16 protein-coding genes are annotated in these 18388 nt (G+C 70.4%); 3 read left to right on the top strand and 13 right to left on the bottom strand.

Annotated elements, in window-relative coordinates; genetic code table 11:
* Positions 1-1242, bottom strand: a complete 1242-nt coding sequence (locus MKK49_RS12555) for an HlyD family secretion protein (protein WP_244028856.1) — start codon at positions 1240-1242, stop codon at positions 1-3.
* Between the two features lie 905 nt (positions 1243-2147).
* Here MKK49_RS12555 and MKK49_RS12550 point away from each other — a divergent pair.
* Together MKK49_RS12550 and MKK49_RS12545 are read left to right on the top strand one after the other, a co-directional pair.
* Positions 2148-3158 carry an NAD(P)H-quinone oxidoreductase gene (locus MKK49_RS12550; RefSeq protein ID WP_244028854.1) on the top strand — a complete coding sequence of 337 codons (1011 nt, stop codon included), beginning with the start codon at positions 2148-2150 and terminating at the stop codon, positions 3156-3158.
* 94 nt (positions 3159-3252) lie between these two features.
* Complete coding sequence (locus tag MKK49_RS12545) at positions 3253-3537, top strand: hypothetical protein (protein ID WP_244028852.1); 285 nt, start codon at positions 3253-3255, stop codon at positions 3535-3537.
* Between the two features lie 93 nt (positions 3538-3630).
* Here MKK49_RS12545 and MKK49_RS12540 read toward each other — a convergent pair whose 3' ends face one another.
* The 8 genes from MKK49_RS12540 to MKK49_RS12505 form a co-directional block, all read right to left on the bottom strand.
* Positions 3631-5217 (bottom strand): sensor domain-containing diguanylate cyclase, encoded by a 1587-nt coding sequence (locus tag MKK49_RS12540; RefSeq protein ID WP_244028850.1) that lies wholly within the window; start codon positions 5215-5217, stop codon positions 3631-3633.
* Between the two features lie 293 nt (positions 5218-5510).
* Complete coding sequence (locus MKK49_RS12535; protein WP_244028848.1) at positions 5511-6392, bottom strand: 3-hydroxybutyryl-CoA dehydrogenase; 882 nt, start codon at positions 6390-6392, stop codon at positions 5511-5513.
* A gap of 188 nt (positions 6393-6580) precedes the next feature.
* Positions 6581-7534: an electron transfer flavoprotein subunit alpha/FixB family protein gene (locus MKK49_RS12530; RefSeq protein ID WP_244028846.1), complete on the bottom strand. Its 954-nt coding sequence runs from the start codon at positions 7532-7534 to the stop codon at positions 6581-6583.
* Between the two features lie 97 nt (positions 7535-7631).
* Complete coding sequence (locus MKK49_RS12525) at positions 7632-8381, bottom strand: electron transfer flavoprotein subunit beta/FixA family protein (protein WP_244028844.1); 750 nt, start codon at positions 8379-8381, stop codon at positions 7632-7634.
* 744 nt (positions 8382-9125) lie between these two features.
* Positions 9126-9713, bottom strand: coding sequence for a cob(I)yrinic acid a,c-diamide adenosyltransferase (locus tag MKK49_RS12520; protein WP_244028842.1), 588 nt, complete (start codon positions 9711-9713; stop codon positions 9126-9128).
* A 33-nt stretch (positions 9714-9746) separates the two neighbouring features.
* Positions 9747-10361: an acyloxyacyl hydrolase gene (locus MKK49_RS12515; protein ID WP_244028840.1), complete on the bottom strand. Its 615-nt coding sequence runs from the start codon at positions 10359-10361 to the stop codon at positions 9747-9749.
* A 128-nt stretch (positions 10362-10489) separates the two neighbouring features.
* A complete protein-coding gene (locus tag MKK49_RS12510; RefSeq protein ID WP_244028838.1) occupies positions 10490-10675 on the bottom strand; it encodes a twin transmembrane helix small protein in 186 nt (61 codons plus the stop codon).
* Between the two features lie 227 nt (positions 10676-10902).
* Positions 10903-13593, bottom strand: coding sequence for a TIGR02302 family protein (locus MKK49_RS12505; protein ID WP_244028836.1), 2691 nt, complete (start codon positions 13591-13593; stop codon positions 10903-10905).
* A gap of 186 nt (positions 13594-13779) precedes the next feature.
* Here MKK49_RS12505 and MKK49_RS12500 point away from each other — a divergent pair, with 186 nt between their 5' ends.
* Positions 13780-14331: a tellurite resistance TerB family protein gene (locus tag MKK49_RS12500; RefSeq protein ID WP_244028834.1), complete on the top strand. Its 552-nt coding sequence runs from the start codon at positions 13780-13782 to the stop codon at positions 14329-14331.
* A 372-nt stretch (positions 14332-14703) separates the two neighbouring features.
* Here the strand turns inward: MKK49_RS12500 and lysA are convergent, their stop codons facing one another.
* The 4 genes from lysA to MKK49_RS12480 form a co-directional block, all read right to left on the bottom strand.
* Positions 14704-15981, bottom strand: coding sequence for a diaminopimelate decarboxylase (gene lysA, locus MKK49_RS12495; RefSeq protein ID WP_244028832.1), 1278 nt, complete (start codon positions 15979-15981; stop codon positions 14704-14706).
* A 50-nt stretch (positions 15982-16031) separates the two neighbouring features.
* Positions 16032-16400: a lipoprotein gene (locus tag MKK49_RS12490; protein ID WP_244028830.1), complete on the bottom strand. Its 369-nt coding sequence runs from the start codon at positions 16398-16400 to the stop codon at positions 16032-16034.
* Between the two features lie 253 nt (positions 16401-16653).
* On the bottom strand, positions 16654-16926 hold the full coding sequence (locus tag MKK49_RS12485) for a 3',5'-cyclic-nucleotide phosphodiesterase (RefSeq protein ID WP_244028827.1): 273 nt from the start codon (positions 16924-16926) through the stop codon (positions 16654-16656).
* A gap of 154 nt (positions 16927-17080) precedes the next feature.
* Positions 17081-17863: a hypothetical protein gene (locus MKK49_RS12480; RefSeq protein WP_244028825.1), complete on the bottom strand. Its 783-nt coding sequence runs from the start codon at positions 17861-17863 to the stop codon at positions 17081-17083.
* Positions 17864-18388 lie beyond the last annotated feature (525 nt).

Below are 18388 nucleotides of genomic sequence, written 5' to 3'. Positions count from 1 at the left end.
TTACGTCCTGGGCCAGCCAACCATCGCGGTGGCCTGCGCGGTCAGCCGGCGGAACAGGGACGGCAACGCCGAGGCCTGCATTTCCTCGTCCAGGAACGCGACCTGGCCCTTGAGGCCGATCGGGCAGCGCGCGTGATCGGTCGCGTCGGGCTTCAGCGCGACGACGATGCTCGTGCGGGTCGCGTCCGGCCGGCGCTGCGTTAAGGCCCCTCCGATGACGGCATCGAAGCCCCTGTCGGCTCCGGTGGCGAAGATGACGGTGCCCTCGATCCGCATCCTGCCCTCGTCCGTGAAGACCGCGCGCCGGCCAGGAGCGACTCCGTCGAGCGTCCGACCCACAGCGTCGACGGTGACGAACAAGGTCCCGCAATCGACGATCTGCAGGATCTCTTCTCCGGCGCGGACCACGTCCCCCCGGTTGACCAGGACCTTCCATATCTTCCCGTCCGCCGGGGACGGGATGCGAAGCGCCGGGGGAGCGCCTGCGGAGAGCGCGGCTTTCTGGAGCACGGCCGCCGCCAGACTCGCCTGCTGGTTCCCCAGGCGCTTGCGGAGCAGGTCCGCTCGCAATTCGCTCAGCCGGACGGCGATCTCGTCGGCTCTCTGTTTCGAGTACGACGTGTCGTTGTAGCCATCGCCGATGAATGTGCCCTGGCGCGCCGCGGCGAGTTCGAGGGTCTGCCCTTCGATTCGCCTCTCGATCATCTCGCGCTCGATCCGCGCCGAGGCCTCGGCGGATTGCCCATTCACGAGGGCGACCCGGGCGATGTAGTTTCGGCTGAACAGTTCCTCTTGGCGCTCACGCAAGGCGGTCGCCTGCCGCTCCTTCTCCCGCAGCATGAGCACCGCTGCCCGCGTCTCCGCGATCTTTGCTTCGAGATGCTTGACGCGGCCGAGGCGGTACAACTCCGCTTGGCGCGATTTCTCGGCCGCGAGGGCTTCCAGCGACGCGATCTGGGCCTCCAGCGCCGGCAGATCCCCTTCGGCGACGGTCGGAGGATCATTGCCGGACACGCGCGGAGGCGCGATCTCGGCGAGGACATCGCCTTCGCTCACCAAAGCTCCGAACGGCAGGGCTCCGAAGTTGACAATGCCGTTGGCGCCCGCGCGCAGGCTGATCAACTTACCATTGATGAATGCGTCATTGACCGGAGTGAAGTATCGTCCGTTCGACGCGGCTGCGACCCCGATCCCAGCGAAGGCGACGCCGGCCGTCAGTTTAAGAGCGCGCTTGAGTAGCATGTCGACCTCCATGAAGAGATGATGCCGCTGCAGAGCGCTTCCTCGTTGTTGGAGGAAATTAACGAATTTTTAACTTTTAAAGGCAAGCTTATATTTTTGCCAGTTTTCGGATCGGGTAACTGAATATGGAGTATAATTTTTAGGAAAATAAACTTATTATCGGGTAATGTTTGGATCTGATTACCAATATCTACTAGATGTAAGATTTTATACCTTCTGACATTACACTTGGGTCATAAGCGTGCACAAACAATCGTCCGGCCGATTGATCACTGTGCATTCACTGCACACTTTATAGCATATTTCGATGAGAACGATGACTTGGCGAATTTTATGGATCGCCGAAGACTGCATCAGCGCCTAAATTTTTGATCTGTTTTTTAACTAGCTCATTTTTTGAGCAACATTCGCTGTATCGCGAATGCCGATTTCAACGGCGATCTCTAATCCAGTGTAGGCTGTCTCTCGGAAGCTTGTGGGCGCCGAGAATTGGATCGTATCGCCGCACGGATCACTGAGGTTATTCACGCTACCGTGAAGTGAGCCGGCGCAACGTGGACGCTGGAACCGAAATGACTGTTGCCGTGGCTCGTTTCAATCGCGGGTCAACGAGACCGGTCATTCTCCAATAGCTCGAGCACTTTGTTAAGATGCGGTGAAGCAGGCCGGCTCCGATGAGGTTGGGTCGGGAGCCGCACCGAGGCATGGGTGCAATCCGGCCGAGCCCGACCACCGGAACCGGTTGCCTTGCCCCTCTCCCGGTTTCGTCCCCTGTCCCGGATGCCTGGAGCGAGGCGGAGGGTGATCCGGGGCCCGGCCGGGCTCGATCCCCCTCCAACCCCCCCATCCCTTGCCAAACCCCCACCCCACCGCACATGACGGGCATCCCCACACGGAGCCCCGCCATGACCGCCAGCCTGCCCCAAACCATGCGCCAGATCCGGTTCACCGCCGCCGGCGGGCCGGAGGTGTTGGCCGTCGAGACGGTGGCGCTGCCGACGGCCGGGCGGGGCCAAGTGCTCATCGAGGTGGTGGCGGCGGGCGTGAACCGGCCGGACATCCAGCAGCGCGAGGGCAAGTATCCGCCGCCGAAGGGGGCCACCGAGATCCCCGGCCTCGAAGTCGCCGGGCGGATCGTGGCCTTGGGCGAGGGCGCCGAGGGGTTTGCGGTCGGCGACGAAGTCTGCGCGCTCACCATCAGCGGCGGCTATGCCGAGTTCGCCGTGGCCGAGGCCGGCCAGTGCCTGGCGCGCCCCGCGCCCCTGTCGCTCGTGGAGGCGGCCGGCATCCCGGAAAACTACTTCACCGTCTATTCCACCGTGATCGAGCGCGGCCGGCTCCAGCCCGGCGAGGCGTTTCTCGTCCATGGCGGGTCGAGCGGCATCGGCTCGACGGCGATCCAGATCGCCAAGCACCACGGCGCCCGGGTCTTCGCGACGGCGGGCTCGGCGGAAAAATGCGCGTTCTGCGTCGAACTCGGCGCCGAAGCCGCCATCAACTACCGCGAGGAGGATTTCGTCGAGCGGGTGAAGGCGCTGACCGAGGGAAACGGCGTCGACGTGATCCTCGACATGGTCGGCGCGCCGTATCTCGCCAAAAACCTGTCGGCGCTGGCGATCGAGGGCCGCCTCGTCCAGATCGCCTTCATGCAGGGCTACAAGGTCGACGCGTTCAGCATGACGCCGATCATGATGAAGCGCCTCACCTTCACGGGCGCCACCCTGCGGGCCCGGCCGAAGGCCGAGAAGGCCGCCATCGCGCGCGGGCTCGCCCGCGACGTGTGGCCGCTGCTGGACGCCGGGACGATCCGGCCGATCATCCACGCCACGTTCCCCCTGGAGGAGGCGGCCAAAGCCCACGCACTCATGGAATCGAGCGCGCATCTCGGCAAGATCATGCTGGTCACGGGCCGGTAGGGTCAGGAACTCCCGATCCGACCCGGCGTTTGACTCGCATCACAGGATCATGCGTCGGGGCCTCGCGCCCGCGGCGCCATCAACGAGGGGCCACATGGCAGAGCAGCTTCACGGACAGGATTCCCGCCAGGGCAAGAAGGGCAAGCCGGTCCTCGCCGTCCTGCTCGGGAGCCTCGCCCTCCTGGCGGTGGCCATTGTCGGCCTGATGTCCTGGCAGGGCTCGAAATCCGGGCCGGACTACGCGAGCCAGACCAAGGCCGGCGCCCAGAACCCCTCCGCCGCCACCCAGCCGAACAACGGCCTGAAGTCGGACATGCCCGCCAGCACCGGCAGCACCGTCCCGGCCAACACCCAGCCGTCGACCAACTCCGCGCGCTGATCGCACGGACGCTCGCGCGAGACGAACAGGCCGGCCCGCTCGCGCGGGCCGGCCTTTTGATGGGGGCAACCCTCCCCGAGAGGACGGGTGCCGCTACATCGCGGCCGTACCGTGGCTCGGAATGACCCGGAGCAGGCCCAGGCGCTCGTTGCCAGTCCCGCCGGGGGCTTGTCCCGTCCCGCCGGGGGCTTGCTCGCTGCCGGGGCTGAATTCCGTCCGGTTCCGTCCGCGGGCCTTCGCGCGGTAGAGCGCCTCGTCGGCCCGGCGATAGAGGTCGGCGGCCGCGGCGTCGTGGTCGCCCGCCAGGGCCAGGCCGATGCTCACGGTCACGGCCCCGGCGCCGATCCCGGCGGTCCCGACCGCGAGCTCCGCGATCCGGGCATGCACCTCCGCGGCGACGCGCAGCGCCCCGGCCTCGTCGGTGTCCGGCAGCAGCAGCACGAACTCCTCGCCGCCGACCCGGCTCACCAGGTCGTTCGGCCGATGCACGCTCCCGGCGAGGCCCCGGGCCAGGCCCTTGAGCACCGCATCGCCGACCGTATGGCCGTAGCGGTCGTTGTAGCGCTTGAAGTGATCGGCATCGACGATGAGGAGCGACAGCGCCTTGCCCGTGCGGCGGGCGCTCTTCCAGGCCCGCTCGAAGACCTCGTCGAACCGGCGGCGGTTCGGCAGCCCGGTCAGGGTGTCCGTGTGCGACAGGTGGGCGAGCTCGGCCTCCACCGCCGCCCGCCGCACCAGTTCGCGTCCGAACAGCAGCGACAGGCCGATGGTCAGCCCGCACAGGGTCAGGACCGTCGCCCCGATGCCGAGGGCCTTGGCGCGCCATTCCGCATCGACGTCCCACGTCGCGTGGGCGACGTTGAGCACGAGGGGCAGGTCGCCGACCTGAGTGAACGCGTAGTGGCGCTCGACCCCGTCGCGCACCGAGGTCCCGATGAACGCGCCGCTGCGCGCGCCGACGAACCGCTCGAAGGTCGGCGCGCCGGCGATGTTCACCCCGATATCGGCCGCCTCGTAGGGGTAGCGCATGACGCGGGTGCCGTCGCGCAGGTAGAGGTTGATCGCCCCCCCCGGCCCGAGGCCGAGCTGGTCGAACAGGCGGGAGAAGTAGGTGAGCTTCAGGCTGCCCAGCACCACGCCGCCGAACGAGCCGTCGGGCTTGGTGAGGCGGCGGCTGAACGGCAGCATCGGCTCCCCGGTCAGGCGCGAGACGATGGGCCGGCCGACGTAGAGGCCGAGATCGGTCCGCGCCCGGTGGACCCGGAAGTATTCCCGGTCGGCGTAGTTGCCCTGGCGCGGCGGGATGGCGCCGATGTCCTCGATGATGGCGCCGTGCTCGTCGATGATGAGCATCACGCCCATGTCCCGGGCGGTGGCGGCGCGGTCGAACAGGACGAGGTGGCGCATGGCCGGATCGAGGGCCGCGAGGCCGGGCGCGTGCAGGTTGTCGACGACGGCCTGCAGGGAGAGATCGAACATCTCGACGTTGCGGGCGATGTCGCGTTCGATGACCTGCAGCAGGTTCCGGGACGTCTGCTCGACCTTGTCCCAGGCGTCCCGACGCAGGTCGAGCAGCATCAGGCCGGAGACGACCAGCATCCCGAGGGGCGCCAGGACGCCGAGCGCGATCCAGGTCCGGGCCGATTGAAGCGGGCGCGCAAGGCGCTGCGGTAAGACCATCGGCGAGCGTTCCGGGCTTCGTCGTCGTTGCCCGATTCTTGGCATGCCAAGACCTAATGGCTCGCTAGGCCGGGCCCGGGCCGGACGCCGCCAATGGTTTCATGCCTAACACATCGTATTCGAACGTCGTCCGGCCCGGACCGCATGTCTTCGGAAGCATGTCCGCCCCGAGCCGGGCGCCGTGCCGGCCTCGCAAGACTGTTCCGGATCGCGGATCATCCGGCGCACGAACGGCGAAGTCCATCCAAGGGGATCGGGCGAGGCGCCGCCGCCGATCCGCCCCCGGACCGGCGTCAGCGCGTGGGGACCGGGGTCTCGCCGCGGTAATCGTAGAAGCCGCGCTTCACCTTGCGGCCGAGCCAGCCCGCCTCGACGTACTTCACCAGGAGCGGGCAGGGGCGGTACTTCGAATCGGCGAGGCCCTCGTAGAGCACCTGCATCACCGACAGGCAGGTATCGAGGCCGATGAAGTCGGCGAGCTGAAGCGGGCCCATGGGGTGGTTGGCGCCGAGCTTCATCGCCGTGTCGATGGATTCCACCGAGCCGACGCCCTCGTAGAGGGTGTAGATCGCCTCGTTGATCATCGGCAGCAGGATGCGGTTGACGATGAAGGCCGGGAAATCCTCCGACATGGTCGAGGTCTTGCCGAGCTTGGCGATGAAGGCCTTGGCCGATTCGTAGGTCGGGTCTTCCGTGGCGATGCCGCGGATGAGCTCGACGAGCTGCATCACCGGCACCGGGTTCATGAAATGGATGCCGATGAAGCGCTCGGGCCGGTCCGTGGAGGCGGCGAGCCGCGTGATCGAGATGGACGAGGTGTTGGTGGCGACCAGGGCGTCGGGGCGCAGGGAGGCGCACAGGGTGCTGAAGATCAGGCGCTTGGTCGACTCGTCCTCCGTCGCCGCCTCGATGACGAGGTCGCAGGCGCCGAGGTCGTCGAAGGTGTCGGCGCCGGCGATGCGCGCCATGGCGCCGCGGCGCTGCTCCTCGGGAATCGTGCCCTTGGCGACCTGACGGGCGAGGTTGCCGTCGATGGTGGCGAGACCGCTGCGGATGCGGGCGGGATCACGGTCGTTCAGCCGGACGTCGAGGCCCGCCATGGCGCAGACATGGGCGATGCCGCTGCCCATCTGCCCCGCGCCGATGATCCCAACGGTCCTGATATCGATGCCCATTGCGGTGAATCCAAACCCCCGAAGCGCTGCCCGCCCGTCGCCGGAGCCATCCGGCGGCTGGGCAGGTCTGCGGCTATGAAAACGCGCGTCGCACCAGAATCTTAGACCATTTCCGGGTCCAGGGCAGCCCGGCGCGGGAGCTTATTCTCCCCGCCGCGCCGCCCCGGGCGGTTACCGTCGCACGCGGCCTACTGGCCCTTGGCTTTGGCGACCTCGGCCTGGAACTCGGGCACGATCTGGAACAGGTCGCCGACGAGGCCGTAATCCGCCACCTGGAAGATCGGCGCATCCTCGTCCTTGTTGATGGCGACGATGACCTTCGAGTCCTTCATGCCGGCGAGATGCTGGATCGCGCCCGAGATGCCCACCGCGACGTAGAGGTCGGGCGCCACCACCTTGCCGGTCTGGCCGACCTGCCAGTCGTTGGGGGCGTAGCCCGCATCCACCGCCGCGCGCGAGGCGCCGACGGCGGCACCCAGCGCGTCGGCCAGGGGCTCGATGAGCTCCTTGAACTTGTCGGCCGAGCCCAGCGACCGGCCGCCCGAGACGATGATGCGCGCGGCGGCGAGCTCGGGACGGTCGGATTTGGCGATCTCCTCGCCCTTGAAGGTCGAGCCGCCGGCGGCCGGGGCGGCGGCCGACACGGGCTCGATCGCGGCGGCGGCCCCACCCTCGACGGCGGCCTTGAACGCGGCGGTCCGCACGGTGATGACCTTCTTCGCCTCCGTCGCCTGCACGGTCTGGATGGCGTTGCCGGCGTAGATCGGCCGCTCGAACGTGTCGGGCGAGACCACCGTGATGATGTCGGAGATCTGGGCGACGTCGAGGAGGGCGGCGACGCGGGGCAGCACGTTCTTGCCCGTGGTGGAGGCGGCGGCGATCACCACGTCGTATCCCGCGGCGATGGCCGCGATCCCGGCGGCGGTGGGCTCGGCGAGCGCGTGGTCGTAGGCGGCCTCCTCGGAGAGCAGCACCGTCTCGACGCCCTCCAGCTTGGCGGCGGCCTCCGCCGCCGGGCGGCTGCCCGAACCGAGCACGAGGGCGTGGACGGGGGCGCCGAGCTGAGTGGCGGCGGTGAGGGCCTTCAGGCTCGCGTCGCGAACCGCACCGTTGTCGTGCTCGATGTAGAGAAGGGTGGCCATTCGGGGGACCTCGGAGAGTGTCGGGGCCGGGGGCCCGTCGCCGGGGCGGCGCCGGGCCTCGCACGGGGGGAGGGCGAGGAAACGGGAGACGACGGGGTCAGATGACCCCGGCTTCGACCTTGAGCTTCTCGACCAGGGCTTTCGCCGACTCGACCTTGACGCCGGCCTTGCGGCCGGCCGGCTCGACGGTCTTCAGCACCGTGATCCGGGGAGTGACGTCGACGCCGAGGGCCTCGGGGGTCAGCTCCTCCAGGGGCTTCTTCTTCGCCTTCATGATGTTGGGGAGCGACGCGTAGCGCGGCTCGTTGAGGCGCAGATCCGTGGTGACGATGGCCGGGAGCTTGAGGCTCACGGTCTGAAGGCCACCATCGACCTCGCGGGTCACGTCGATGGCGCCGTCGCCGAACTCGAGCTTGAACGCGAAGGTGCCCTGCGGCCAGTCGAGGAGCGCGGCCAGCATCTGGCCGGTCTGGTTGGAATCGTCGTCGATGGCCTGCTTGCCGAGGATGACGAGTTCCGGGCTCTCCTTGGCCACGAGGGCCTTGAGGATCTTGGCGACGGCGAGCGGCTCGACGAGCCCGTCGGTCTTCACCAGGATGGCGCGGTCCGCGCCCATGGCCAGCGCCGTGCGCAGGGTCTCCTGGGCCTGCTGCGGGCCGATGGAGACGGCGATGATCTCCGTGACCTTGCCCTTCTCCTTCAGGCGGATCGCCTCCTCGACGGCGATCTCGTCGAAGGGGTTCATGGACATCTTGACGTTGGCGAGGTCGACCCCCGAGCCGTCGGCCTTGACGCGGATCTTGACGTTGTAGTCGACGACCCGCTTGACGGGCACCAGAACCTTCATGGCGGTCACTATCCTCCGCGCGGACTATTTTTGGGGAGGGCCGGCGCGGCGCGCGGAGGACCCCCGGCACGCCCGGCGATCCAGAACCCTCTCGATTGAGGCGGCGGACCGTAACGACGAGGTTTCGGCCTTGTCAACGCGGGTGCGCGGACGCACCCCGCGCCGCGGGGACGGACCGGATTCACCCGGTCGCCTTTTTGGACGGGGAACGCATCCCTCTTCCTCTTATGGCGACGGCCTTCACCTCTCGCGGGACGCGCAGGCCCCTCTCCTTCGAGGCAGGGCGATTCCAGATGAGGTCGTGGCCTGGAACCGCCGCAGCGGTGTATTGTGGGAGAAGCGCAGCCCCCGGGGCGCATCCCCTCGCCCCGCTTGCGGGGAGAGGGACGCGTCTCCCCCTTGCCGGGGAGCGCGTCGAGGCGGCAGCCGAAGGTGAGGGGGCGAATCCGGATGAGACTCCTCCGACGAAGCCCCCTCACCGTCGCTTCGGCTACGCCTCCGCTCGCCGCAGGCACGACGGGGTGCCTGCGGCCCTCTCCCCGCAGGCGTGGAGAGGGAGGTGCGCACAGGCGTTCCGCGCGGCGGGTCAAGGGCTGACGCACACGCCTGCTTTCATCTTCAGGCGCCCTCCTGTTGCGAGAGCCCTCCTGTCAGGCGTGGGAGCGCGTCGCGCCCAGGCCGATGCCCGGCACCAATTCCGGGCGGATGGTGACAGCCGGCAGCGACGGCCGATCCGGCGATGGATCAGCGGTTCTGGCCGGGGACCCAGAGCACGTCGTCGGCGCCGTTGGCGTTGGCCGTGCGGCTCGCCACGAACAGGAAGTCCGACAGGCGGTTGAGGTATTGCAGGGCGGGCGCGGAGACGATCTCGCCCTCCGTGGCGGCCAGGGCCACGGCGAGGCGCTCCGCCCGGCGGCAGACCGTGCGGGCGAGGTGCAGGTTCGCCGACGCCGCCGAGCCGCCGGGCAGGACGAACGACTTCAGGGGCGACAGGTGGGCGTTGAGGGTGTCGATGTCGGCTTCCAGGCGCTTCACCTGGGTCTCCACCATGCGCAGGGGCTCGTAGGGCAGGGGCTCCCCGGTCTCCGGCGTGGCGAGGTCGGCGCCGAGGTCGAACAGATCGTTCTGGATCAGGCCCAGCATGGCATCGAGGTCCGCCGCGGCGGGAAGCCCGACGAGGTGGAGCCGGACGAGGCCGATGCAGGCGTTGGTCTCGTCCACCGTCCCGTAGGTCTCGATGCGCAGGTCCGCCTTCGAGCGCCGCGCGCCGCTGGCCAGCGCCGTCGACCCCTTGTCGCCGGTGCGGGTGTAGATGCGGTTGAGCGTGACCACGGGCGTATCCGATCGCCGAAGGGGTGGATCAGGTCAGAACGTGTAGCCGAGCTTGCCGCCGAAATTGGTCAGGCCGCGGTTGTTGCTGCACAGGCCCGCATTCGACATGTGCTCGACGGTGGCCATGATGCTCCAATGCTCGCTCAGGCGGAAGCCCAGGGCGGCCGCCTCGCGGAACAGCGGGTTGCAGCCGAGCGAGTTGAACCCGAACGGGGTGTTGGATTTCGGGCCGGTGTAGCCGTTGTGGGCGCCGGCGCCGAAGAAGCCTTCGAGGAAGACGATGTTGTTGAAGGTCTGCGGGAACAGGTCCACGGTCCAGGTCGCGCCGATATAGGCGTAGCTGGTGCGGCCGCCGAAATTGTAGCTGCCGCCCACGGTGGGACGCGGCACGAAGGCCTGCCAGAACGGATCGAGGCTCACCAGGGGCTTGGCGAACAGGATCTCGCCGTTGATGTTGTTGGTGTTGTGCTCGGCGCTGCCGGGGTCCTGCACGGCGCCGCCGATGCGGACCTCCGAGACGATGCTCATGGGCTTGACCGGGGCGGCGTAGGCGGCGGGCATCGTACCCCCGCGCAGGTCGGCGGCCTGGACCGGAACGGCGGCCAGGGCGAGGGCGCTGGCAAGCAGACGGGACGAGTTGGAGAGCATCGGGACCGATCCGGTTGTATCGGGCCTGTCTAGCATGGGGCGGCGGAGCCGCGTCAGGCCGCCGGCCCCGTAATCCTCACCCCACCCCGCGATAGATCACCGGTGAGACCTCGCCGCCACACTGGCGATCAGGCCGAGCGCCACCACACCACGCCCATGATGATGACGATGGCCACGAATTGCAGCAGGACGCGCAGGCGCATGAGCTTCTGCGAGACGTTGGCGCTGCCGCCGCGCATCATGTTGACGAGGCCGAGCAGGAGGATGACGGCCACCGCCACGCAGGCGACGAGGACGAGGGCGTTGGAGGACATCACGGCGTCGGGGTCTCGCGGCTGGGGTCAGACGGGTTCAGGCTGATCAGGCCGGACGCCGTATGACGAGGTGAAGCGCCGGCCCCCTCTCCTGGACGGAAAGGTAGCCCGGTTGCGCCCGCCCGATCCGAGGCGGTCATTCGATATCGATCTCGTCCCCCCATATGGACTTCGACGCGCCGGCCGCCCAGGGGTCGGGCGCGGGGACGGGGCGGCATACCGCCCCCTCAATTCCGGCGCAGGAGGCGCTCGAAATAGTCGAGCTCCTCGCGCGGGCGGCTCGGGTCGCCGAGCTTGCGCCGCAGTTCCTCCAGGATCCGGCGGGTGCGCTGGACGGCGGATTCGTCGGCCGTCGGCACGCGGGCGTTGCCGCCCGTCAGGTCGCGGCCCTTGTTGGGGCGGCCCAGGGGATCGTTCTCGGAACTCCCGGCTTGGCCCTGCTGGCTCGGGTTCTTGCCGCCCTCCTGCTGGCCTTCCCCCTCGCCTTCGGCCTCGGCCATCTCCTGCATCTGCTTCTGCATGCCCTCGGCGCCGCGCTTGAGCCCGTCGAGGGCGCGCCCCTGCGCATCCACGGCCTCGCCCTCGCGGCCCTGGCCGAGGGCGCCTTCGGCCTCGCGCATGGCCTCTTCCGCCTCGGACAGGCCCTCCTCGCCCTCCATGCCGAGGTCCTTCATTCGGCGCTGGAGGTCCTGAAGGCGCTCGCGCAGGGCCTGCTGGCGCTCGCCCTGTCCCTGGCCCTGCCCGTCGCCCTTCTGGCCCTTCTGACCCTGGCCCTGCTGACCCTCGCCCTTTTGGCCGGGCTGACCCTGACCCGGCTGACCTTGGCCCGGCTGACCCTTCTGGCCCTGCTGGGGCTGGCCGCGTTGCGGGCGCTGGCCGGGGCGGGGCTGGCCGGACCCGCCCTCCTTGTCCTGGCCCTCCTTGAAGGTCTGGTCGCGCAGGTCCTGCTGCTCGCGCGAGAGCTTGTCGAGCTCGTCCGCCTGTTTCGCCATCTCGCGCGAACTCGGATCGGTCTTGCCGCCGGGCTCGGCGGTCTGGAGGTTCTCGAGGATCTCGCGCAGCTGCTCGAGGAGGCGCTGGGCCTCCGCGGTATCGCCGCGCTTCATGGCGTCGGCCATGTCCTTCAGCATCTTGTTGAGGTCGTCGGGGGTGACGGTCTTGCCCCCCTGGTTCTGCGGCTGGCCGTCGGCCTTGGGCGTCCGGCTCTTCTCCTTCTGGCGCTCGGCCATGTTCTTCATGAAGGTGTCCAGCGCCTTCTTGAGGTCCTCCGTGAGCTTCTGGATCTCCTCGTCGGGGGCGTTGCGCTCGATGGCCTGCTTGAGGTTGTCCTGGGCCGCGCGCAGGCTCTTCTCGGCGTCCGAGAGGTCGCCGTCCTCGATCTTCAGGGCCATCTCCCACAGGAGGTCGGCGACCTCCATCAGGGCCGCGTCGCTGCGGGCGGCGCGCAGGCGGCGCGCGGCGGTCTTGAGGCCGAGGAACACGCTCGGCTGCGGCGTGAACCGGTCGGGGGCGATGAGCAGGGCGTCGAGGGCCGTCTGCACCCGGCCGCGGCTCTCGTCGGGGGCGGTGATGAGGCGGCGGCGCTCTTCCGCCAGGGACCGGGCCAAACCTTGCGTGAACACCCGGGCCGGCAGGGTGATCTCGGCCGCCTCCGTGCGGCCCTCCTGGCCGGCCTCGTCCTTCGCCACCAGGGTCAGGCGCACGCGGGCGCCGGACCACGGGTTGTCGGTGAGATCGACCAGGGTCTTGGTGTCGGCCTCGCCGCTGGAATCGGCGGGGAGCGCCAGGGCGATGCGCGGCGGCGGCACCAGGGCGCGGGTGCCGGCGAGCGGCTCGACGAGGCCCTCGGCGGACGCGATGCCGTAATCGTCCTTGGCGCGGTAGGTCAGGTTGAAGGTGCCGCGGGTGTTGACCTCGAGGGCGCCGATGCGGCGGATCTCGGGGGGGAGGTCCGGGATCGTCTCGACGACGAGGTGCTGGAGCGGCGCCCCGCCGGCGGCGAGGGTGAGCTCGGCGGTGCCGCCCGTGAGCTGGAACCGGTCCTCGCGGAGATCCGCGTGGGGCGGCCCGTTCTTCGGCGCCTGGCCCGCCGGCGGGGCTTTGCCGGGCAACGGTTTCAGGCCGGCGCGGGCGTCGAGGGTCGCCTCGCCGTGCCCGGCGATGCGCACGATGAGGGTGGAATTCACGGGCGCGCGCAGGCGCTGCTCGGCGCCGTTCATGGTCACCACGAGGGGCGGCAGGCGGGTGTAGAGCGGCGGGTCGATCCAGCCGTCGACCCGGAAGCTCGGGGCCGCGGGCGGCGGCAGGGTCCAATCGAAGGCCCCGGCGAGGCGCTGGCGCCATTCGGGCCCGGCGACGAACAGGCTCGCCACGGCCGCGACCAGAAGGGCGGCCCGCAGGGCGAAGGGATCGCGCCGGGGCATGTCAGGCCGGGGCGGGGCGGCCTTCAGGCCCGCCACCGCCGCGGCGGAGCGGCGCTGGTGAAGCGCCCACAGCGCCCGGGTCGCCGGGTCGCCGGTGCCGAGCGCCAGGGTGTCCTCGATCGCCGAGGCCGGACCGTGGACGAGGGCCGCGTCGCGGCCGGCGGCCGCGCGGTCGATGCGCGCCAGGGCGGCGCGCCGGCTCGGGCGCCGCAGGGTCGCCAGCGGCAGGAGTGCGGCCACGAGGGCGAGGCCGAAGGCGGCGAGCCCCACCATGCGCCACGCGGGCGAGAGGTCGAGCCACAGGCCGAGCCAGGACAGGGTGAGGAAGGCGAGGACGACCCCGAGGCCGCGCCACAGGATCGGCCACGCCCCCTCCCACAGCACGGCCGTCTGCGACCGGGACACGAGGCGGTCGAGGCGCCCCCGCAGGGCGGAGGCGCCGCCCGGGTCGGAATCGCGCGTCGCACCGGGAGTCGCCGGGTCGGCCTCGGCCATCGTGTTGGGTTCCCCTGGCGCCGATGGGCGCCGGATCAAGAAGCTCACCAAGAAGCTAGCATGGTGGCCGCCGGGGTCGATCGGGTCAAATCCGCCCATGGCGAGCGTCGTCCGGTCGGCCCACTGAACCGAGGCGCCCCGCCCGGGGTTGGGGATCGATTCCCTCAGGTGAACCACGGAGCTTCGATGTCCGAGCCACAACACATGGTCGACGCGCTGGTGCGCACCCGCCGCTCCGGCCTCGCGGCCAAGGCGGCGCTCGGCGGCCTCGCCCTGGTGGTGGGCCTCGCCGCCAAGGCCCTGAAGGACACCTCGTCGCGGGAGCCGACCGGAGGACGGAGCGCCGCCGCCGAGCCGGCCGGCACCACCCCGTTCGACCACATCGAGGTCGGCGAGGACGAGGCCCGGATCATGCTGCGCGCCATGGTGGCGGCGACCCTGGCCGACGGCCTGGTGGATGCGGGCGAGCGCAAGCGCCTCGACGACGCCCTGGCGGCGGCGGGCATCGGGGTCGACGGACGCCGCTGGCTGGAGGCCGAGCTGGCCGACCCGGCCGACGCCGACGGCATCGCGGAGCGCGTGACCAACCCCGAACAGGCCGCCCGCATCTACGCGGCGGCCCGCCTCGCCATCGACCCCGACACCCTGCAGGAGCGCAAGTTCCTCAAGGACTTGGCCGAAGCGCTTGATGTGCCGGACAAGGCGACCCGCCGGCTGGAGGCGGAACTGGCGGCGTGAGGGTCTGGCCGGTCGGGCGCGGCTCGGCCCGCCAGCGGGGGCAAGGCGCGGGACTCTCCTCCCCCTTGCGGGGAGGAGTTGGAGGTGGGGGTGGTCGGGTGACCCTGGCGACCCTCAAGTGACCCGCTCATACCTCTTCCGGTTGATCACTTCGGATCGAACGGTCGCTTCGGTGCTCCCTCTCCTTCCAGGAGAGGGGACCCGCGTTTCTCCGCCTCACCGACCTGATCAAGCGGAAACCGTATCAGACAATCGCTCCAGCTGCAGCGGCGGGCGGAACCACCCCCACCCCAACCCTCCCCGCAAGGGGGAGGGAGCCGTGCACTTCGTGAGACGCCGTCGTGACTTGCGCCGAAGCGTTCACCCAACGCCTCAAGCCGTCTCCGACAGCCAGACCGGCACCCGGTCGAGGCCGATCAGGTCCTCGTAGCTCGGGCGCGGGCGCACCAAGGCCCAGTCGGCGCCGCGCACCAGCACCTCCGGCACGAGGCGGCGGGTGTTGTAGGTGCCGGCCTGGACGGCGCCGTAGGCGCCCGCGCTCATCACCGCGACGAGGTCGCCCGGGGCCACTTCGGGGATGTCGCGGCCGAGCGCGATGTAGTCGCCGCTCTCGCAGACGGGGCCGACCACGTCGGCGACGAGGCGGGGCGTCTCGGGGCCCGCCTCGCGGACCGGGCGCAGGCCGTGATAGGCGTCGTAGAGGGTCGGGCGGATGAGGTCGTTCATGGCCGCGTCGACGATGACGAAGGTCCGGCCCTCGGCGCGCTTCACGTAGAGCACGCGGGTGACGAGGATGCCGGCGTTCCCCGCGATCATCCGGCCGATCTCGAAGACCGGGCGCAGGCCGAGGCCGGCGAAGTGCGGCCGCAGGAGCGCCGCCAGCGCCGCCGGGTCGGGCGGGGGCGCGTTGTCGTCCCGGTACGGGATGCCGAGGCCGCCGCCGAAATCGATGTGGTGCAGGGCGTGGCCGTCGGAGAGCAGGTCGCGGGCGAGGCCGGCGAGCAACCGCGCGGCGTGGTCGAACGGCGCGAGGTCGGTGATCTGGCTGCCGATGTGCATGTCGACGCCCGAGACCGCGAGCCCCGGCAGGGCGGCGGCCTGCGCGTAGACCGCCCGCGCCCGTCCGATCGGGATGCCGAACTTGTTTTCGGACTTGCCCGTGGAAATCTTGGCGTGCGTCCCGGCGTCCACGTCCGGGTTCACCCGGATCGAGACGGGGGCGGTGAGGCCGAGGCCGGAGGCGACCCCCGACAGCACGGCGAGCTCGGGCTCGCTCTCGACGTTGAAGCAGTAGATGCCGGCCTTGAGGGCGGCGGCCATCTCGTCGGGGGTCTTGCCGACGCCAGAGAACACGATCTTTCCGGGATCGACCCCGGCGGCCAGTGCCCGGCGCAGCTCGCCCTCCGAGACGATGTCCATGCCGGCGCCCTGGCGGGCGAGGGTGGTGAGCACGGCCTGGTTCGAATTCGCCTTCATGGCGTAGCAGACCAGGGCGTCGTCGCCGGCGAACGCCTGCGCGAAGACCCGGTAATGCCGCTCCAGGGTGGCCGTCGAATAGCAGTAGAACGGAGTGCCGACCGCGTCGGCGAGCGCCGTCAGGTCGACATCCTCGGCCGCGAGGCGGCCATCGCGATAGTGGAAATGGTGCATCGAGGGGCCTCGGGTCGCGCCGAAGGGCGAAGAGCCTGACGGGAGCGACCTTACAGGAGCGGGTCGAGGAAGAAGGGTTGTTTCGGGACGACGTAGCCGCGCTTGGCCCCGCGCGAGGTCAGGATCGGCGCCTCGGTGCCCGCCCCCGGCACCGCGGCGGCATCGAGTTCGTCACCGGCCCGCACGGCATCGGGGTCGGGCGTGGCGGCGCCGCCGCCGAGCCCCACGCTCTGGGGCAGGGCCCGCGGGCTCGCCGGCGCGGTCGCGGAGACGCGGGACGCGGGCACGCTCGGCGCGGCGGAACCGGGCGGCGGCTCGAGGCCGCCGCGCCGGCCGCAGCCGGAGGTCGCCAGGGCGACGAGGCCGAGGGCCGCGAGGATCGTGAGGGGGCGCGGTTGCGCGCCAGGAGAGCTGGGCATCGAGGCTTTGGGGTCCGGCACCGGGTGGCCGGCACCATAGCGTCTGCCGGCCCGCGACGCGAGGGAAACGGCCGCGCTTATCCCAAGGCCGTCTCCCGCAGGTCCCAAGGCGAGGCCCAAGGCGAGTCCCCGCGCGAAAAGATCCGCCGCGGGCGCGTCATACCCAATCCGGTCGATCCCTTCGGGAGGGCGGAGTTGGGTGCCGCGCGGGCTTGCCCGATCCCGCCACCGCTCCGATCGAGCGGAGGCCGTCTCAGCCCTTCTTGTTGGCGGGGTTCTTCTCGTAGGCGTCGATGGCGCGGCGGCAATTCTCGGACAGCTTGGTCCAGTTGGTCTGGAAGCACTTGTCCATGGCCGGATCGTCGGGGGACAGGTTGCCGCAATAGGTCAGGTAGTCGCCGGTGCAGTACTTCTTCAGGGTCTCGTTGCCACGCTTGGTCTGCGGCGCCGGCTGCGCCAGGGCCGGGGCGACCAGGGCGGCCGAGGCGGCCAGGGCGAGGACGAGCGATGTCAGTTTCTTGGCCATAGGGGGCGCGGTCCGTCTCGAAGTCAGGGGGAATAGGCGACCGGATGATGGGCTTGCGTGGTCGAAACAAGGCACATGCATGGTCAACGCATGGAAAGTTCGCTTATCTACGCCGTAGCCTGAACCCGACGCAACGGCGCACCGGGGCGTGCGTTCAGGCGCGCGCCAGCGGGTAGGCGTCGACGGCGGGAAGCCGGTCGCGGCGCAGGAGGCTGTCGGCGACCTCGCCGATCCGCGTCCGCAGGGCGGCGGTGGCGGCGTCCTCGGCGTCGATGCGGGCGGTGGCCTGCGCCAGGGCCTCCTCGGCGGCGGCGAGGCTCGCCCGCAGGGTCTCGCGCTCGGCGGCCAAGTCCGCGCACTGGCCCGACAAGTCCGCGCCCTGGCCCGCCGAGTCCGCGCCCTGGCCCGCCAGGTCGGGACCGGTCCCGCCGGTCTCGGAGGGGAGGGCGAGCGCGGCGTGGTGACGGCGCGCGCGGTCGTCGAGCAGGTCGCGATGGGCGTCCTCCAGGACCCGCAGGGTGGCGAGACCGACCGCGCCCTCGCTGCGCGCGGAGGTGAGGTCGCGCGTGACGTCCGCGAGGGTGGCGCGGGTCTCGGCGATCTCGGCCCGGCGTTCCTCGAGGGTCGCGTCCCGCGCCTCGACCTGGCGCGACAGGGCGGCGGCCTCCAGGGTGCGGGCGCCGATGGCCGCCATGTCGGCGTGGCGCGCGGCGCGCACGGCCTCGACCCGGCGTTCCAGGCGCCGGCGCGCCACGGCGAACTCGGCCCGCAGGTGGTCCTTCTCGGCGGCGACCTCGACGACCGAGAGGGGCAGGCGCGCCTCGATCCGGCGGCGGGACAGGCGGATGGCGCGCGCGTTCACGGCGGGCAGCAGCAGCAGGGCGCACAACGCGGCGGCGAGGAAGCCGAGCGCGAAGATCATCACGGTTTCGATCACGCGGGCACGCTCATCCCTGACGCCGGAAAAGGTCGGCGGCGACCGTCGTCCGGACCGCCCCGTGCGTCCTTAGCCCAATTCGGCGGGGCGGGGCGAGGGGCAAGGAATACAGGGCGAGGGGAGGGGCGGGGCGATCGCCGTTCCGTTTTGTCGGCGCTCGGACGCGGGGCGGAGCACCTCGCATGGCCGCCCCGAGCCCCGTCTCCTGAAAAGCTATCGTCGTCACGCGTTTCGTGGGATGCGCGCCCCCCCTCCTGGAAGGCAGGGCGATCGCAGATGAACCACGACGGGCCCCCTCTCCTGTTTGGGAGAGGGTTGGGGTGAGGGTCGTGGACTCTCCGGAGATGTCCCACACCTCACCCCAACCCTCTCCTTCCAGGAGAGGGAGCCCGGTGCGGTCATGCGGGACGCTCCGCCCCTCGTCCGAGCGCCGCGGAAAACGCATCTGCGATGGCCCTGCCTGGAAGGCGAGGGGGCCCGGCGCGGCTCCTCTGCGATCGCTCGGCGGCGGCGCCGGCCCCCTCC

This window comes from Methylobacterium sp. J-090 (assembly GCF_022829345.1).
Classification (GTDB): domain Bacteria; phylum Pseudomonadota; class Alphaproteobacteria; order Rhizobiales; family Beijerinckiaceae; genus Methylobacterium.
The sequence above is the reverse complement of the archived record's forward strand: the minus strand, read 5'-3'. Positions and strand labels throughout refer to the sequence as shown.

What these genes read in the sequence shown, in the direction of transcription:
- MKK49_RS12535 (WP_244028848.1), bottom strand. Translation starts at nt 6,392, where the DNA reads ATGGGCATCGATATCAGGACCGTTGGGATCATCGGCGCGGGGCAGATG.
- MKK49_RS12530 (WP_244028846.1), bottom strand. Translation starts at nt 7,534, where the DNA reads ATGGCCACCCTTCTCTACATCGAGCACGACAACGGTGCGGTTCGCGAC.
- MKK49_RS12515 (WP_244028840.1), bottom strand. Translation starts at nt 10,361, where the DNA reads ATGCTCTCCAACTCGTCCCGTCTGCTTGCCAGCGCCCTCGCCCTGGCC.
- lysA (WP_244028832.1), bottom strand. Translation starts at nt 15,981, where the DNA reads ATGCACCATTTCCACTATCGCGATGGCCGCCTCGCGGCCGAGGATGTC.
- MKK49_RS12505 (WP_244028836.1), bottom strand. Translation starts at nt 13,593, where the DNA reads ATGGCCGAGGCCGACCCGGCGACTCCCGGTGCGACGCGCGATTCCGAC.
- MKK49_RS12545 (WP_244028852.1), top strand. Translation starts at nt 3,253, where the DNA reads ATGGCAGAGCAGCTTCACGGACAGGATTCCCGCCAGGGCAAGAAGGGC.
- MKK49_RS12550 (WP_244028854.1), top strand. Translation starts at nt 2,148, where the DNA reads ATGACCGCCAGCCTGCCCCAAACCATGCGCCAGATCCGGTTCACCGCC.
- MKK49_RS12510 (WP_244028838.1), bottom strand. Translation starts at nt 10,675, where the DNA reads ATGTCCTCCAACGCCCTCGTCCTCGTCGCCTGCGTGGCGGTGGCCGTC.
- MKK49_RS12485 (WP_244028827.1), bottom strand. Translation starts at nt 16,926, where the DNA reads ATGGCCAAGAAACTGACATCGCTCGTCCTCGCCCTGGCCGCCTCGGCC.
- MKK49_RS12500 (WP_244028834.1), top strand. Translation starts at nt 13,780, where the DNA reads ATGTCCGAGCCACAACACATGGTCGACGCGCTGGTGCGCACCCGCCGC.
- MKK49_RS12490 (WP_244028830.1), bottom strand. Translation starts at nt 16,400, where the DNA reads ATGCCCAGCTCTCCTGGCGCGCAACCGCGCCCCCTCACGATCCTCGCG.
- MKK49_RS12525 (WP_244028844.1), bottom strand. Translation starts at nt 8,381, where the DNA reads ATGAAGGTTCTGGTGCCCGTCAAGCGGGTCGTCGACTACAACGTCAAG.
- MKK49_RS12555 (WP_244028856.1), bottom strand. Translation starts at nt 1,242, where the DNA reads ATGCTACTCAAGCGCGCTCTTAAACTGACGGCCGGCGTCGCCTTCGCT.
- MKK49_RS12540 (WP_244028850.1), bottom strand. Translation starts at nt 5,217, where the DNA reads ATGGTCTTACCGCAGCGCCTTGCGCGCCCGCTTCAATCGGCCCGGACC.